Annotated in this window: 19 protein-coding genes and 1 riboswitch; of the genes, 10 read left to right on the top strand and 9 right to left on the bottom strand. The window is 44.1% G+C overall.

The genetic code is table 11. The features are described 5' to 3' along the window. Positions 1-38 precede the first annotated feature (38 nt). Complete coding sequence (locus tag EDI28_RS14745) at positions 39-389, top strand: hypothetical protein (protein WP_128784642.1); 351 nt, start codon at positions 39-41, stop codon at positions 387-389. Between the two features lie 258 nt (positions 390-647). Then, positions 648-884 (top strand): RNA recognition motif domain-containing protein, encoded by a 237-nt coding sequence (locus EDI28_RS14750; protein ID WP_128784643.1) that lies wholly within the window; start codon positions 648-650, stop codon positions 882-884. A gap of 64 nt (positions 885-948) precedes the next feature. Here the strand turns inward: EDI28_RS14750 and EDI28_RS14755 are convergent, their stop codons facing one another. Beyond that, on the bottom strand, positions 949-1,842 hold the full coding sequence (locus EDI28_RS14755) for an AraC family transcriptional regulator (protein WP_128784741.1): 894 nt from the start codon (positions 1,840-1,842) through the stop codon (positions 949-951). A 53-nt stretch (positions 1,843-1,895) separates the two neighbouring features. Between EDI28_RS14755 and EDI28_RS14760 the strand changes: the two genes are divergently transcribed. The 3 genes from EDI28_RS14760 to EDI28_RS14770 all read left to right on the top strand — a co-directional run bounded on the left by EDI28_RS14760 (position 1,896) and on the right by EDI28_RS14770 (position 3,945). Continuing rightward, positions 1,896-3,269 (top strand): MATE family efflux transporter, encoded by a 1,374-nt coding sequence (locus EDI28_RS14760; RefSeq protein ID WP_128784644.1) that lies wholly within the window; start codon positions 1,896-1,898, stop codon positions 3,267-3,269. 163 nt (positions 3,270-3,432) lie between these two features. After that, a complete protein-coding gene (locus EDI28_RS27660) occupies positions 3,433-3,600 on the top strand; it encodes a DUF1737 domain-containing protein (RefSeq protein WP_128784645.1) in 168 nt (55 codons plus the stop codon). Between the two features lie 60 nt (positions 3,601-3,660). Next, positions 3,661-3,945: a hypothetical protein gene (locus EDI28_RS14770; RefSeq protein ID WP_128784646.1), complete on the top strand. Its 285-nt coding sequence runs from the start codon at positions 3,661-3,663 to the stop codon at positions 3,943-3,945. On the opposite strand, the gene EDI28_RS14775 is transcribed toward EDI28_RS14770, so the two are convergent. Both EDI28_RS14775 and EDI28_RS14780 read right to left on the bottom strand, forming a co-directional pair. Then, on the bottom strand, positions 3,917-4,621 hold the full coding sequence (locus EDI28_RS14775) for a DNA-methyltransferase (protein WP_128784647.1): 705 nt from the start codon (positions 4,619-4,621) through the stop codon (positions 3,917-3,919). The two genes, EDI28_RS14770 and EDI28_RS14775, sit on opposite strands and share 29 nt — an antisense overlap. 77 nt (positions 4,622-4,698) lie before the next feature. Then, positions 4,699-5,463: a VIT1/CCC1 transporter family protein gene (locus tag EDI28_RS14780; RefSeq protein WP_128784648.1), complete on the bottom strand. Its 765-nt coding sequence runs from the start codon at positions 5,461-5,463 to the stop codon at positions 4,699-4,701. 299 nt (positions 5,464-5,762) lie between these two features. On the opposite strand from EDI28_RS14780, the gene EDI28_RS14785 reads away from it, so the two are divergent. Then, positions 5,763-6,869, top strand: a complete 1,107-nt coding sequence (locus EDI28_RS14785) for a M20/M25/M40 family metallo-hydrolase (protein WP_128784649.1) — start codon at positions 5,763-5,765, stop codon at positions 6,867-6,869. A gap of 145 nt (positions 6,870-7,014) precedes the next feature. On the opposite strand, the gene EDI28_RS14790 is transcribed toward EDI28_RS14785, so the two are convergent. From EDI28_RS14790 to EDI28_RS14800, 3 genes are all read right to left on the bottom strand, one after another. Beyond that, positions 7,015-7,407 (bottom strand): HAD family hydrolase, encoded by a 393-nt coding sequence (locus tag EDI28_RS14790; RefSeq protein ID WP_128784650.1) that lies wholly within the window; start codon positions 7,405-7,407, stop codon positions 7,015-7,017. 12 nt (positions 7,408-7,419) lie between these two features. Further along, positions 7,420-8,247: a hydroxyethylthiazole kinase gene (thiM, locus tag EDI28_RS14795; protein ID WP_128784651.1), complete on the bottom strand. Its 828-nt coding sequence runs from the start codon at positions 8,245-8,247 to the stop codon at positions 7,420-7,422. A 73-nt stretch (positions 8,248-8,320) separates the two neighbouring features. Further along, positions 8,321-8,420, bottom strand: a riboswitch (TPP riboswitch). Between the two features lie 334 nt (positions 8,421-8,754). Next, positions 8,755-9,651: an AraC family transcriptional regulator gene (locus tag EDI28_RS14800; protein ID WP_128784652.1), complete on the bottom strand. Its 897-nt coding sequence runs from the start codon at positions 9,649-9,651 to the stop codon at positions 8,755-8,757. Positions 9,652-9,824: 173 nt separating this feature from the next. On the opposite strand from EDI28_RS14800, the gene EDI28_RS27010 reads away from it, so the two are divergent. Beyond that, on the top strand, positions 9,825-9,980 hold the full coding sequence (locus tag EDI28_RS27010) for a hypothetical protein (protein ID WP_164918568.1): 156 nt from the start codon (positions 9,825-9,827) through the stop codon (positions 9,978-9,980). Positions 9,981-10,104: 124 nt separating this feature from the next. Here EDI28_RS27010 and EDI28_RS14805 read toward each other — a convergent pair whose 3' ends face one another. Then, positions 10,105-10,941 (bottom strand): AraC family transcriptional regulator, encoded by an 837-nt coding sequence (locus EDI28_RS14805; RefSeq protein ID WP_164918569.1) that lies wholly within the window; start codon positions 10,939-10,941, stop codon positions 10,105-10,107. 161 nt (positions 10,942-11,102) lie between these two features. On the opposite strand from EDI28_RS14805, the gene EDI28_RS14810 reads away from it, so the two are divergent. Next, the gene (locus tag EDI28_RS14810; RefSeq protein ID WP_438942803.1) at positions 11,103-11,528 is read left to right on the top strand and encodes a YHS domain-containing (seleno)protein; all 426 of its coding nucleotides are present in this window, start codon (positions 11,103-11,105) and stop codon (positions 11,526-11,528) included. A gap of 75 nt (positions 11,529-11,603) precedes the next feature. On the opposite strand, the gene EDI28_RS14815 is transcribed toward EDI28_RS14810, so the two are convergent. After that, entirely contained in the window at positions 11,604-12,668 is a 1,065-nt protein-coding gene (locus tag EDI28_RS14815) for an ethylbenzene dehydrogenase-related protein (RefSeq protein ID WP_128784655.1), read from the bottom strand. A gap of 199 nt (positions 12,669-12,867) precedes the next feature. On the opposite strand from EDI28_RS14815, the gene EDI28_RS14820 reads away from it, so the two are divergent. Together EDI28_RS14820 and EDI28_RS14825 are read left to right on the top strand one after the other, a co-directional pair. Then, positions 12,868-13,290 (top strand): Hsp20/alpha crystallin family protein, encoded by a 423-nt coding sequence (locus EDI28_RS14820; protein ID WP_128784656.1) that lies wholly within the window; start codon positions 12,868-12,870, stop codon positions 13,288-13,290. Between the two features lie 142 nt (positions 13,291-13,432). Next, the gene (locus EDI28_RS14825; protein ID WP_128784657.1) at positions 13,433-13,855 is read left to right on the top strand and encodes a DUF3859 domain-containing protein; all 423 of its coding nucleotides are present in this window, start codon (positions 13,433-13,435) and stop codon (positions 13,853-13,855) included. A gap of 138 nt (positions 13,856-13,993) precedes the next feature. Here EDI28_RS14825 and EDI28_RS27355 read toward each other — a convergent pair whose 3' ends face one another. Then, a complete protein-coding gene (locus EDI28_RS27355) occupies positions 13,994-14,176 on the bottom strand; it encodes a hypothetical protein (RefSeq protein WP_128784658.1) in 183 nt (60 codons plus the stop codon). Positions 14,177-14,235: the final 59 nt, after the last annotated feature.

Consider the following 14,235-nt stretch of genomic DNA (forward strand, 5'->3'; position numbering starts at 1 on the left):
TGCTACAATAACTCAGTTAAAATTATTGGCAGAGAAAAATGCAACAAGATCAATTTGAAACCTTAGTAAAAGCACTGTGCGAAAAAGACAACCTACCTCAGGTACTCGACGCATTAAAAACTCATGAAGAGCAAGAAATTGCCGAGGTTGCAGCATCCCTAGCTGGTCAGTTCAAGCTTGCTGAGATCGAGGGTGAAAAACGTATCTACCATGTCTCGATGCAAGAAAACGATGACGGCGAAGAGCAAGAGTACGCCGAATGGATCATGAATGAAGGCGATGATGTGATTAAATTTGTCGCTTGGTTCTTCTATGATATGTTCGATATCAAACAGAAAGACGTTTATCAGGCAGCCGGTCGTACCTATCAGCAGCCGAAGAGAAAATAACGCCCTCTTCTCTACTTTTGTAAAAAGTCGGTTTATCACTGGCTTTTTATTTAAGTTTTTCAACCATTACTCTCGATTAAAAATGAATCCAAAATCTCAAAACGTGCAAACTATAGGGTTTGGACTTCATACGAGGTTCCCGCGGTTCATAAAAGCGCATATTTTATAAGCATAAAACTACACCATAACGACCTCTTCTTGGTTTAGCCAACTTAATCTGTGATAATTCAACCTCATCAATCTTTCAAATGGCTCCCCATGAAACTACTAGTAAGAAACCTTGCTCGCACAACAACTGAAGATGAACTTAAAGCGTTATTTGAAGCACACGGCGTAGTAGAGTCTTGCAACTTAGTGTTAGATCAGGAAACAGGTAAGTCCAAAGGTTTTGCTTTTGTTGAAATGCCAGATGCTGACGAAGCTACTGCTGCAATTACCGCACTAAATGGCACAAAAATCGCCAAAAGCAAAGTTCGAGTGAAAGCTGCAGAGTAATACTCACTGATAACATACTGAAGGTCAGATCAACACATCTGGCCTTTATACCCAAGTTTCCCGTCTAGCTCTCCGATACCCTCTTGCGATATTCCCTTGGTGAACAACCATGATATTGACGAAATCGGTGGGTAAAATTGTAGGGATCTGGATAGCCTAAACGCTGTGCAATCATCCCTATCGACCATGTTTCGTAATGAAGTAAATCCTTCGCCTTTTCCATTCGAAAAGCAATAAGCTTTTGCTGCGTCGAACATCCGTAGAGCTGCTTACAAATCCGATTCAACTGCTCGACACTGATATAACTCTGCTTGGCAATCCCCTTAACCGTCCACGGGTGATGAAGCTGGGATTCAACCTCGTTGAAAACACTTTGCACTCTCAGTACTGAGTTTGAAGGCGCATTGGAGACCGAACCCAATAGCAATCTAGATAATTCACTGGCAAATAACTTCCGATAACTGGAACGGCCGCCAATCTCACTATGATACAAATTCAATACTGACCATATCTGTTCGCAAAGATACGACGGCTCAACTCTCTGCCCACTTTTTACCAAAGGTTGCCACTTCCCTGAGCTTTGCAATAACACCCATGCCATTTTCCAGTTTTGGCTGGGATCAGCCAACTCAAAACGAAATGGTAAATGCGCAGGCAAAATAGTCAGGGTATTCGCTTCTATCTCTACGACCGAGGTTTCAGTGGTCAATCGTCCGCGGCCTTCAAGAGTAAACAGCAGAGTATGTATCGACGCCCCTACTCGTTCCACATGATAGCCTTCGGATAATTCAGCCATACCCGCCATGAAGAATTCATTCTCGCTCAGCTCGGGAAGATCAGACTGGGTTAAAAAACGCTCTTTGCAAGCGTCGGCCAAATACACCTCATCCAGCCAAGTAGATTTAGGTCGTGGTAAAGGAATGACAGATTCGCACAGGTTTTCTGGTTTTTCTAACATGTCGCTCACTGCAATGCTCTTATATATTTGCCTCGTATTTTGAGGACAAGCTTATGACTACACATTTATCAACTCAATCATCACTACCTAAAACCCTGCTTTCCCGCGTGGCAAAACTGGCTTTTCCGGTAGCGGTCCAAAGCGCTCTTGTAGCGATTTTGGCACTTGCTGACGTATTGATGGTCAGCGGTTTCGGTCAGGAAGCCACAGCCGCTGTCGGCATCGCATCGAAATGGCATTTTGTTGCCATTATGATTATGGCTGGACTTGCCACCGCAAATGGCGTGCTCGTATCACAATACTGGGGCCGCAACGACAGGGTCCATGCCAAAACGGTCACACTCCAATCGTTGAAATTCGGTGCCGCAATTATGGTACCTGTTACACTCGTGATTACGATATTTGCACAACAAATCATGCGATTGCAAACTAATGACATGCTGGTTATTAGCCAAGGAGTGGAATACCTCTGGTATAGCTTCCCTGTGCTGCTCCTGACACATGTTGTTATCACCGCAGAATCTAGCCTGCGATCGAGTGGCGATGCCATGTTACCGCTGATCCTTGGTGCTATCACAATTACACTCAACATTGCACTCAACATGATCTTGATTAAAGGCGGGCTGGGCGTGCCTGCAATGGGTGTCGCCGGCGCTGCACTGGCAACGACTATTGCACGTTTTGCCCAGGTACTGATGATATGGGCCGTTTTGAGATACCGTCAGCATTGGCTATTCACCAGCCGTGCGATTCCCAAACACCAAACGCTTTGGATGACTTACAAAAAGCTGGCTATCCCCAATTCAGTAAATACGCTGCTTTGGGCTATGGGAACCCTGAGCTATCAGATGATCTTTGGCCACATGGGTACCACCGAGCTAGCGGTATTCAGTATGCTAGCTCCCTTTGAGTCCCTCTGTTATTCAATGTTCTTTGGTATATCGGTTGCCTGCTCAGTACTGCTGGGACAGTCACTCGGACGCAACGAATTTGAAACGGCACATACCATGACTAAATTCTTTCTGAAATTTGTCATTGCTCTTGGTGCCATACTTGGCCTTATGCTGTTTCTGCAACGGGATATTATCCTGGATTGGCTTAGCCTGGATACGGAGAACTTACGACCATACGCACTACCGGCCATCTCTGTGATGAGCTTTGCCATATGGGTAAAAATGCTCAATATGATCATCATTAATGGCATTTTGCGATCCGGTGGTGAGAACTTGTTCTGTCTGAGGATGGATTTTATTGCCATGTGGATGATAGGTATTCCAATCACTACCTATGGTGCATTTATCGGTGAATGGGGGTTTGGCTGGGTTTATCTGACAATGCTCAGCGAAGAGTTCATTAAGTTGGCACTTTGCTTTCACCGCTACCTGCAACGCCGTTGGATGAACAACTTAACCTTACAAACAGCGTAAACATTCGGATTGAAAACACAGCTAAACTATTTCTAACTATTATTTAAGGTGTCAATCGTTTGATTCTTGTCATGAACATCGGCTTGAGATCCTAACCAGCAACGCTGTCATCTCAAATTCAGCTTGCTTATTGATTTCACGTCTGACCTGCCGGAGGAAAAGTATGAAGTACAAAATAGTCTGCGATAAGCACGAGTTTGAGTTTGAAAATAAAATAAACTTTCTTCTCGAACAGGGCTGGAGACTCCATGGCGAAATTGTCGTGAACCTTGTAAACACAGATAAGGACTTAACATGCTGGTACACCCAGTCAATGATTAAAGACGATTGAAATCTGTGGCTGCAACTCCCGACCTTTAAGGGCTTGCAGCCCATAATCCAAGGGCTCTCTATGTCTGTCTACACACTGATTCTGGAATACGATGGTGCGACTTACATGTCGCAGGTAGAAGCCAGTAACGAAAAAGCAGTACTAAACTCATGGTCTGAAGAACTGGATGTGTGCTCTATAGACGGTTTTCCGTTAATTGATGCGGAGAAGGTATTGATAGGGCTTGAAGATCAAGCCCCGACACCTGTCCAAAAGTTGACTAATGTCTGGAACTTAACCTTCGCAGTAGGACATGATTTAGCCGTACTGCATCTAATCAAAACCGAGCTTCAGATTGATAATTAGATGGCGAACAACTATCAGGGGACATGCCAATACGCTGCATCAGGTACTCATGGGCATGGCTGGAAATATCACTACCACAAGGCACACGGTTCAAATTACTGGCCGCTACCATCGTCGACCCAGAACCAAAAAATGGATCAACGACAATATCGCCCTCGGAACTACTTTGCTCAATCAAAGTTTCAATCAAAGCGACAGGCTTCTCAGTCGGATAGCCTCGGTATACGCGTTTTTCTTCCAAAACATCAGGAATACCAAGGTTATTGAGCTTCCTCTTTCCCTTCTCAAAGAACAAAATAAACTCATATCTCGCCCTGTAATGGTAACCCATCCCTATTGCGACTTTATCCCAGACAATTGGCTTCCAAAACTTAAAGCCCACCTGCTCCGCTATTGGTTTGATGTAAAACATGGTTTCCTGATCACAGAACAGATAGAAATGACTATTTTTCTTTAGGACTCTATATACCTGCTCAAAAAAGGCTTCAAACCTTTGATTGGGGAAAATTGAAAACCATTGGTTGCTTGACCCTTTGCTCTTTTTTAAACGCGTCGTTGTTCCTACGGCACGGTGTTTCTCCAACGACTCATACGGTGGATCGGTAATCAATAAGTCAACGCTTCCGTCTGGCAGCGTGGATAACCATTCCACAGCATCTTGTTTAAATAATTGCATCAATAACCTAAATTGCTTAGTTTTACACGAGCAGGTGTTGTATCAAATCTTTCGGGTTATAGATAGAAAAACAAAGACTATATGCCAGCAACACCAAATACCTCACGTAGCAGATACCCGGTAAAGAAAGCCAAAGCTGCGGCTGTTCCCCCATTCAATAACGTACGTATGCCAGAAAAAATATAGGGTTGATCAAACAGCAGGCTTTTAAGCATACCGATAAGAAAGAACATAATCGCCGCCAGAACCGTACTGATGGCAAACTGCTGGTTCATCGGCAATGACGTTGCTAAAAATGGTAATAGAGGCATCGTACCAATAAGAATAAATGCAACAAACGTTGCCCATGCGGCCCCGAAAGGATTCGGATCGGCCTGATGATGAATACCATGCTCCTCAATCAGCATTGTGTCGACCCAAAGCTTACGATCCTCACAAATGATGCTGACAATTTTTTCGAGAACATCGTCTTTGAAACCTTTGTTCGCAAAGATCTGACGTATCTCTTCTCGTTCTCCTTCAGGGATAATATCAATGTGCTCTTCTTCCATGTCACGGAGACTTTGGGCATATTCCTGCTTGGCTTTATTTGACTCATACGTACTGACAGCCATGCTAAAACCATCGGCAATAAGATTCGCGAACCCCAATATCAACGCTACCGACGGAGGAAAACCGGCACCAACCGCAGCTGAAACGACAGCAAATGTCGTAACGCAGCCATCAATGCCCCCGAGTACCGCATCGGATATATTTTGAGGCTTTGGCGCCTGCTGCAAGCGTTTCCTAATAACAGCAGGGTCATGCGCCCGAGTTAAATCTTCAAAACTGGCTTTCTTCATAACAAGAACTCCATGACCGCATATCGCTCAACGTCATACCGACCGTTGTTGCTAATCGTAGTTGTTAATTTGCTATAAAGCCTTGTTTATCTCTCCTTGTACTCGATATGTTAGATCAAATGAGCCTTTCGATGACAAAAGACTGTATAAATATCGAGCCTCATAGACGCTGACGCTATTTCTCTCCAACAGAAATCCTTACTCAACGGGAAAATCTGTAATATTATTGATCTACCTACCAAAAATTTTGTCCATTTTGTTTAAAGTAGTCTTTCTTCGTTCCGATAGGAAAGACTCTGATGACAACAATCAACCAAGATAGATTGATCCAACACTTCATTGATCTTGTGAAGATCAACAGTGAATCACGAAATGAAAAAGCCATTTCCGAGACCCTTGCAGAACAGCTAGGTCAAATCGGTTTCCAGGTTAGCAAACTTCCTGTGCCCGCTGATATTTCTAATGGCTTCAACATCTACGCAAAACTTCCGGGAAAACTCGATGGAAGCATATTGCTAAGCTGCCACATGGATACCGTTACACCGGGTAATGATATCGAGCCGGTAATTGTTGACGGTGTGATCAGCTCGAAAGGTGACACTATTCTTGGTGGTGATGACAAGTCTGGTATTGCTGCCATCATGGAAGCCGTTCGCTGCATTCAGGCTCAAGACGTTCCACACAAAACTATCGAACTTGCCTTTACGGTATACGAAGAAGGTGGTTTGCACGGTTCGAAAAACTTCGACATGTCTTTCGTCGAATCAGAGCAGGCTATTGTACTTGATTCAGGCGGCGCTATTGGCACCATTATTACAGTAGCGCCTGGCCAGCAAAACCTTAAGATCAACATCACAGGCAAGCCTGCACATGCTGGCTTGGCACCGGAAGAAGGCATCAATGCACTTACCGTTGCCGCCGACGCTATCTGTCAGATGAAACTGTCCCGTATCGACAGCGAAACCACAGCTAACATTGGCGTAGTCAAAGGCGGTCAGGCGACGAACATTGTCATGCCTGAACTATACCTGGAAGCTGAAGCCCGCTCTCTGGATGATGACAAACTTGCAGCCCAAGTTGAACATATGGTGAGCACGTTTAACGCATCAGCCGAAAAGCACGGTGCCGAAATTAGCATCGAATCTACACGTGCATACAACGCCTACCGTATTGACGACAATGACCCGCATATTGCCGCTATCAAAGCAGCATTCACAGCAAATGGGGTTGAGCCGAAAACACAGTCAACCGGTGGCGGTAGTGATGCCAATATCTTCAATGGTAAAGGCCTTAAGACGGTTAACCTTTCAACAGGTATGGCGAAAGTTCACACCACAGAAGAATACATCAAGATCACCGACATGGTCGGTATTACTGAGTTTATCTATACCTACTTAACTAAGTAAGCAATTACGCGAGATCTATATAGAAGCCGGGGTTATGTCTCCGGCTTCTTTTTTACTGACAAAGCTATATTATCAATAACGTTTAAACCTGCGATTGCTAATATCATTGGCAACGATGCTGTTATTGCTATCTAGTAATCAGGGATTATCTCAATAGTTGCATTAGATGCTCATCGTTAAAGTCACTAAGGCTTTTAAGCTTCAAGTCAGCAACAGTAAATTTCTCATTATGATACTCATCAGGGTGAGGCACAGCGACAGCTTGAATGTTTGCACGCTTTGCCGCAATTAAACCCGAATGAGAAACACAGCGCCTTGCCTCTGCATCTTCAACCTCATCCAAGCTCTTCCCTACCCATGGATTTCGCGAAAACCAAAACTCAGTCACCGCACGAGTCGTCATAGCCGCTGTCTGCTCGGCTAAACTATCTGTAACTTGCACCCCCACGGATGAAAAAACCTGCCTTTCAGCTTCCTTCCATAAAGGCTCTGATTCGATCAGTAACCCATCCATGTCAAAGATAACCGCATATGTCATGATTCGCTCTCTTTACGATAGTTTCATCCGTTGAATGAGAGTTTCTTCATCCAACTGGTACAAGGCATCCAAAAGGTTAAGCTGTAAACTACCGGGACCTTTCGACTGCTCTGCTGCGATTTCACCAGCCACACCTAAAATCGCCGTAGCCGCTAACCCTGTCTCTTCGCCTACAGCGGCAAAAGCCCCTGTGATGGCTGACAAAGTACATCCCATCCCCGTTACATATGGCATCATTGAGTGTCCATTACGCAACTGGGTTTGTCCTTTTGAAGTCACAACAAAGTCTGTAGCTCCAGAAATGACCACACTGCACTGATAAGCTTCAACTAAATATAGCGCTGCACTAACTGCAGCTTCACTATCATCAAGCGCATCAACGCCTTTGTTCTGTCCTTTTTTTCCGGCTAAAGCAATAATTTCAGAAGCATTACCTCGGATGATTAATTTATTGGCTGCTTGGGCAATTTGACGTGAAATTTCCGTTCGCAACGTACTTGCGCCGCATCCAACCGGATCAAGCACAACAAACTTGTTATTGATATTCGCCTGTTCTACGGCAAACACCATACGAGGTGCCCACACGCTATCCAAAGTGCCAATATTAATCACCAAAGCACCAGAAAAAGACATCATTTCCATCATTTCTTCACGCGAATGCGCCATGATTGGAGACGCGCCAATAGCCAGCAAAGCGTTGGCCGTATTATTCATCACGACATAGTTTGTGATATTCACCACCAGTGGCTTTTGCTGCCGTACTGCATCTAGGGCTGTAACAATAGGTTGGATACGTGTGTTAATACATTCTGTATTTTCAATTGCGGTAAGATTTGGCATTAAAGCTCCTAGTGCTGACGCACAGAAACTATATCGAGCCAAAGATTTAAGAAGAGTGAAAGTCAAATCACCAATAGCAAGACTGATAGTTCCCTACGCCAGTGTTAGCTGAATCAGGTTCAACGGGTCTCGCAAAATGCGATCTCAGCCTTATGGCCCCCCGACTATATGCAGGATAATAACAAGTTTTATTGTAAGAGCAACATATCATTAGGCTATCTTCACAAAGCTCCACAACCTGTTCCCCGACAACACGAGCAGCGTGTAAAAGGATTTAAATATTCTCTAGCTGCAAGCGGCGGAACACTTCGTACCCAATAACCATGCGTGACGATAGTATATTTAAAGATGCCTTATCATTCACAATTATCATCAATTACACAACAACCAGCTCCAACAAATACGAACAAGTGCGTACTCTTGATTTGCTCTTTGAATGGATAGTTAACTAAAGGAGGAATGGCAACAGAGAAAGCTCACGCTTTCTCTGCTGTTCTGTATTGCTAATTATACTTTAATCGGCTCGCAGAAGCTGACATCAGCAACACCAGTGTTTAGATCATAACTGTGGTACAGTTCAAAGCATGCCCTGTCATCCACTTCCAGACCAGACGCAACAATCTCTTCCATAAGACTTTCCCAAAACGTACCATACTGACTCTTTTCATTCACCGTTTCGCGAATTGATGCATAGCTACCTGCCGGCAGTTTCTTCACTTCAATACCTTGTCCGCCTTCTGTCCCTTCCGGCACAGTCAAGCAAATATCTGTACGGCATTTATCCGCAGGCGTCGCTTCCGGATTATCATGGTAAATAAGCAGACACAGACCGTCTTGCACCCCTTTGGCTCCAGCCCATTGATACAACTTCCCTAAAGCTGGCTCATAATTCTCGCCATAAGGTCCGGTGACACGGACATACGCTAACCAACGCTCTTCTAGTAATTCAGTTTTCATGTTCTCACTCCTTTGTGGTTGATATCCAACACTATAATCTTCCGAGTGAGATGTTTCGTGTCTAATCTTGCGAAGAGTGTGTCCAATCTTGCTATTTCTCAGCAACTGCGAGTATTCCTCAAGCGTACTGCAGTTTCGGATCTCGGTAGGTGTCACACCAAAATAAAGCCGAAACGCTTTTGCCAGACTTTGTGAGCTAGAAAATCCATGGTCAAGAGCGACTTCTGTAACGCTGCTTTTCTTAAAAAACAAATGCTGGGCCGCATTCTGCAATTTCAGTCGTTTGATATGGTTTGCCAGAGTCTCCCCTGTTACAGCCTTAAAGATTCGATGAAAATGATGAGGAGAAAGGTTTGCTATCGCGGCAACCTGCTGCAGATTCACAGATTCTGCGTAATGCTGTTCCAAATAGCGAATCACTGGGGTTAACCGTTGTAAGTAGTCCATTTCACTCAGCTCTTAATCTTGTTATGCCAAACTAAATCCTTGTCACCGCATCATAGAGCAGCTCGCCTTAAAATCAACCAGTCATCGTCGTTGCACAATACACGGTAAGAAAATAGTAAACGACTAAGCTTATAGGGTGTTAAACACTGCACAAACAACACTAAGGTTGGACTATGCTCGATTGGCTAAAAAACATCTTTTCTCAGAAGCCAGACACAACAGATGACAATCTGGTAGAGAAACAAACAGATGACCAAGAACTACGTGACAAAAACAAGCAGGAGAATATTGCCCGAGGTTCCTCTTCAGACAATGACACAGAGCAATAACGTGACATCGTCACTCAATAAGCACGGGAGTCGACCAGATACAATCGAACCAGTTCGACTCCCCTGTCCAACGTCTCATTTTAACTTCTGGCTTCAGTTTCTAATGGCCACTTCAGACATATCATCAAGCATCTTCGTCAGAAAAAGACACCTGCCACTCCTTAGGGGACAACCCCGTTTTCTTTCGAAACGCCCGAGCAAAGCCGGACGTATTGCTATAGCCAACCTCGTCGGCAACATGGCTAATTGGCAACCCTTTTTTTAGCAAGCTTTGTGCAACGCTAATCTTCCATCCAAGAATATAGTCTCCGGGCGGAACCCCCAATACCCTGCGAAAAGTTTCAATGAAGGTCGTACGGGACATTGCCCCCTGCTGAGCCAGTTCAGTAATAGAATCTGACAATCCGGGATTACGGTGAATTGATAACAACACTGGCGCAAGTTTAGGGTGGCTCATTCCTGCCAACATCCCTTGCTTAACGACCCCTTGTGAGACCAACTCGCGCACCAGCATCACTACCAATACTTCGGTTAATCTATCCATCACCAATGTTCTCCCGTTCTTACAGCTATGTACCTCTTCAAACAAGCTACTCACAACCTCGATTAACCCCGGACAACGGGCTAATGGAAGCAGCACCATTTCTGGCAGCGTGTTGGCTATCGGGTTATGTCTCCCTGCCCCATAGCTAATTTCTGCGCAAACCACTTCAGCCCGATCGTCTTGATCAGCTAACAAACGGTGAGGAATAGGTTGCGGGAACAGTAGCAAGCTAGGTTCAGTTAACTGAATTTTCTCACTACCGTTTTTAACGACAGTGAGCCTTCCAGCCTTAAGCAGGTGTAAATGGCCTACAGCATCTTGAGCTTGCTCAAACTGCGACACCCCACATAGCTGTCCCGAATAAAACACACCGGCTGATACTGAAAACCTGTTCAGTACCTCTGATAGCGGATCCATGCTCATCTCCGTACGATTGGTATAAAAAACTGAACCATAGTATCTCAAAAGTTCGGAACTTAGGTATAGATTATAGTTATTGCCAACCAATAATTCGAAAACGGAGATTCACCATGAACATGTTCATCAAATTCCTGCGCCTCGTCGCGGTTACGGCTGTTATGAGCCTTTCCACAGCTGCATTCAGTGCCGACATCGACATAAGTACCGATAGCAACGATGTCGCGATTAAAGGGTATGATCCTGTCGCCTATTTCACCGATAGCAAAGCGGTCAAAGGCGACCAAGCATTCTCCGCTGCCCACAAAAATGCAATCTACCACTTCAGTACTGCAGGCAACCGTGATGCTTTCAAAGCTGATCCCGAAAAATATGCACCGCAATACGGTGGCTACTGTGCTTTTGGTGTTGCGATGGGCAAGAAGTTTGAAACAGACCCGAATGCATGGAAAGTTGTCAACAACAAGCTATACCTGAACTTGGACAAGAGTGTACAAAAGCGTTGGCTAGAGGATATTCCTGGTTATATCAATACTGCCAATACCAACTGGAGCACCATTAAGACAGTTGAAGCGGACAAGCTATAACTACGAGAGCCATGTGAGTGCAGTTACTGCAAAAGCAACCAATCAAGCTCCGGCAATCTGCCGGAGCTTAATAACCTACTGTTCAAACTTCATTTTTAAAACTCGATGGCTGAACAGGTGATTTATTTGTGAATTATCGAAAACTGACACGCCAAAATAATAAGTTTTTGACGGATCAGAAAACTGGACATCTTGTTCGTTGGCCTTCTCACCAGTAGTTACACGCTTACGTTTAAACTCCAGCATCCATTTGCCCTCTTCCCATACGGCTTTTGCACTGATATCACCGCGAGATCCAGTAAATGGACTAACTAAAATCGATGCCAAACGATGACCGGGCTTAAAGGTATCAAAAAATAGCACTTGGTCATCAGGGCCTATTGCATAACTGTCGGTATCATTCCACATCTTCGTTCCCATCGCAGGTGCAAGCTGATCATCCGTTATATTGTCCTTGTATCCACCACCTGTTTTATGATCGCTTTTTCTTCCCCAGTTTTTATTGACCACAGGATCAATAGTCGCATCAACGAACTGATCATCGAACTGTCCGGTCAAGCCGGTACGAACCGCTTTCCAGTGCCACATATCAATCGTTTCTCCTTGCCTAGGGGTAAACTTCCTACCCGGAGACGTCTGTTGGACATCAGCAACGACACCTCCTGCATCTGCCATGTGACAGGCGATAGCACACCCTTTTTTCTCAAACCCTCTGGCGTTTATGTTCCAATAAATACTGGCTTTATCCTCATAGTAAGTATTCTCATGCCCCGTCTTATCTTTGTTCATTAACCGCTTCCATGTATTATCTTGCTGCTTCTCCCATGGGAACCGATCAAGGCTTTTAGTAGGATCATCCCACTGAACAAAGAAATAGACGAACTCATCATCATAAAGCGATTGAATCGAATAATTCGTTTCACGAATTCCTTCATATTGGGCCGGCTCATAAGGCGTGTTGTCTAGAACCAGAGTCAAGGGAGCCGCCTTCAGCCAGACACTTTCTTCCACACCATCTAACTCAACGGGTTGGTCAGTTTTAGAGCTAATTAATGTATTAGCAGCGAAGGATGAAATAGTTGTCAACAGACCGATAGCAACAACTATAGGCTTCACTGTACCACTGAGATGCGCACTCATTATTCTTCTCCATCTGCGTATGCACCAACTACCCAATAACTGTAGTGCAACGCAACGCTTTCAGTCGAAAAACAACTCATCTCACTGATTCGCAATATTTTGCATAAGACAAGGTTTGACTTATATCAATCCGGCCAGGACTTTCACCGGAAGAACCTGCAGAGTTGACTACACTAAATATGACTAACAGGAGGCAATTATGAGCTTAGTTCCACGCGATTCATGGTTCGATTTCAATCAAATGTTTGATCACGCTTTACCTACCCTAAGACATAAATTTGATGTGGAATCATTCTCTCCAAGAATTGACATAGTTGAGAAAGATGAAAGCTTTGAGATCACAGCCGATTTACCCGGAGTCCGAAAGGAAGACATCTCCGTTCAAATAAATAGTGGCAACCTCACAATCGAGGCGACAACATCGCGAGACGAAGAGCAAAAGGAAGGCGATAAGGTGATAAGAAAGGAAAGATACGAAGGCAAATTGATGCGAAGCTTCTATCTTGGCCATAACCTAAAACAAGAAACCATTAGTGCTTCATTCACTGACGGCGTGCTGAGGGTGGAGGTACCTAAAGTCGAACCATCCCAGCCAAGCAGTACAAAGATTGAAGTTAAATAAGTTATCGTCACCTCAAAATTGTTACACTGTTACTTTGGCCGGTTATATAATCGGCCTTCTTTTTAAGTGTTTAACGTTAAAATAAATTCCAGTCTACGGTATCATGCCGTATACATCGAACGAACCCATTGAAACCACTCCTATGGCTAAAACAAAACCTGTTGTCAGTATTGAAACCTATGGTATTCACACGACTTGGGATGCAGAATCAAAACATCTTCCGAAAATCAAAAGTTTTACTACTGATATTCCCGTAGAAATTGATATTGAGTTTGGCTTTACCGTCAATATCAAGAAAGCTCGTGGCGAGAAGATCCGCTACTGTATCTACCATCCGAATATTACCGACGACTCCGGAGAAGTCATGGATCCATTTGATGGTGAACTGCATGTTCGTACCAACGACTGGGATTTTTATCTTGGCGATACTATTTGGGAGCCAATCTCAAATAAGATTGGAAATTGGCGAATGACAATCGAAATTCGCGGTAAGGTGATCGCCGAGAAAACCTTCAATGTTTATGCCCGTGACGAAGCCGAATTCTGGAAGCGCAGAGGGTTTTAAGCTGTTCGAGCTATAAAGCTCTCTAATAATAATTTCTTTTATCAAAAACGAGCATGGTGATACCTACCACGCGTACTCGCAATCATCCAAAACTGTTTATCAAATTCTTTGAAAAACATGGTGTTATGATTCTTGGATTCATAGAACCTGATTAAGTAATTCCACGAGTTCATTTTCCGTTATTGGCATTTTTGCTAATTCTATGCTGCAAGAAGCACCGCCTCTTAGCATATAGGCTGTGGTTGTACAGTGATCGTGATGAAACCACTTACCGTTAATACATACATCTGTATAACATTTGGGGTCTTGCTTTAATTTCATTTTACAATCCATTATTTCACTTAACGTAGTAACAACATATTATGTAACGCGTATTCAAA

Origin of the sequence: Photobacterium chitinilyticum (genome assembly GCF_004104355.1) — a bacterium.
Lineage (GTDB): Bacteria > Pseudomonadota > Gammaproteobacteria > Enterobacterales > Vibrionaceae > Photobacterium > Photobacterium chitinilyticum.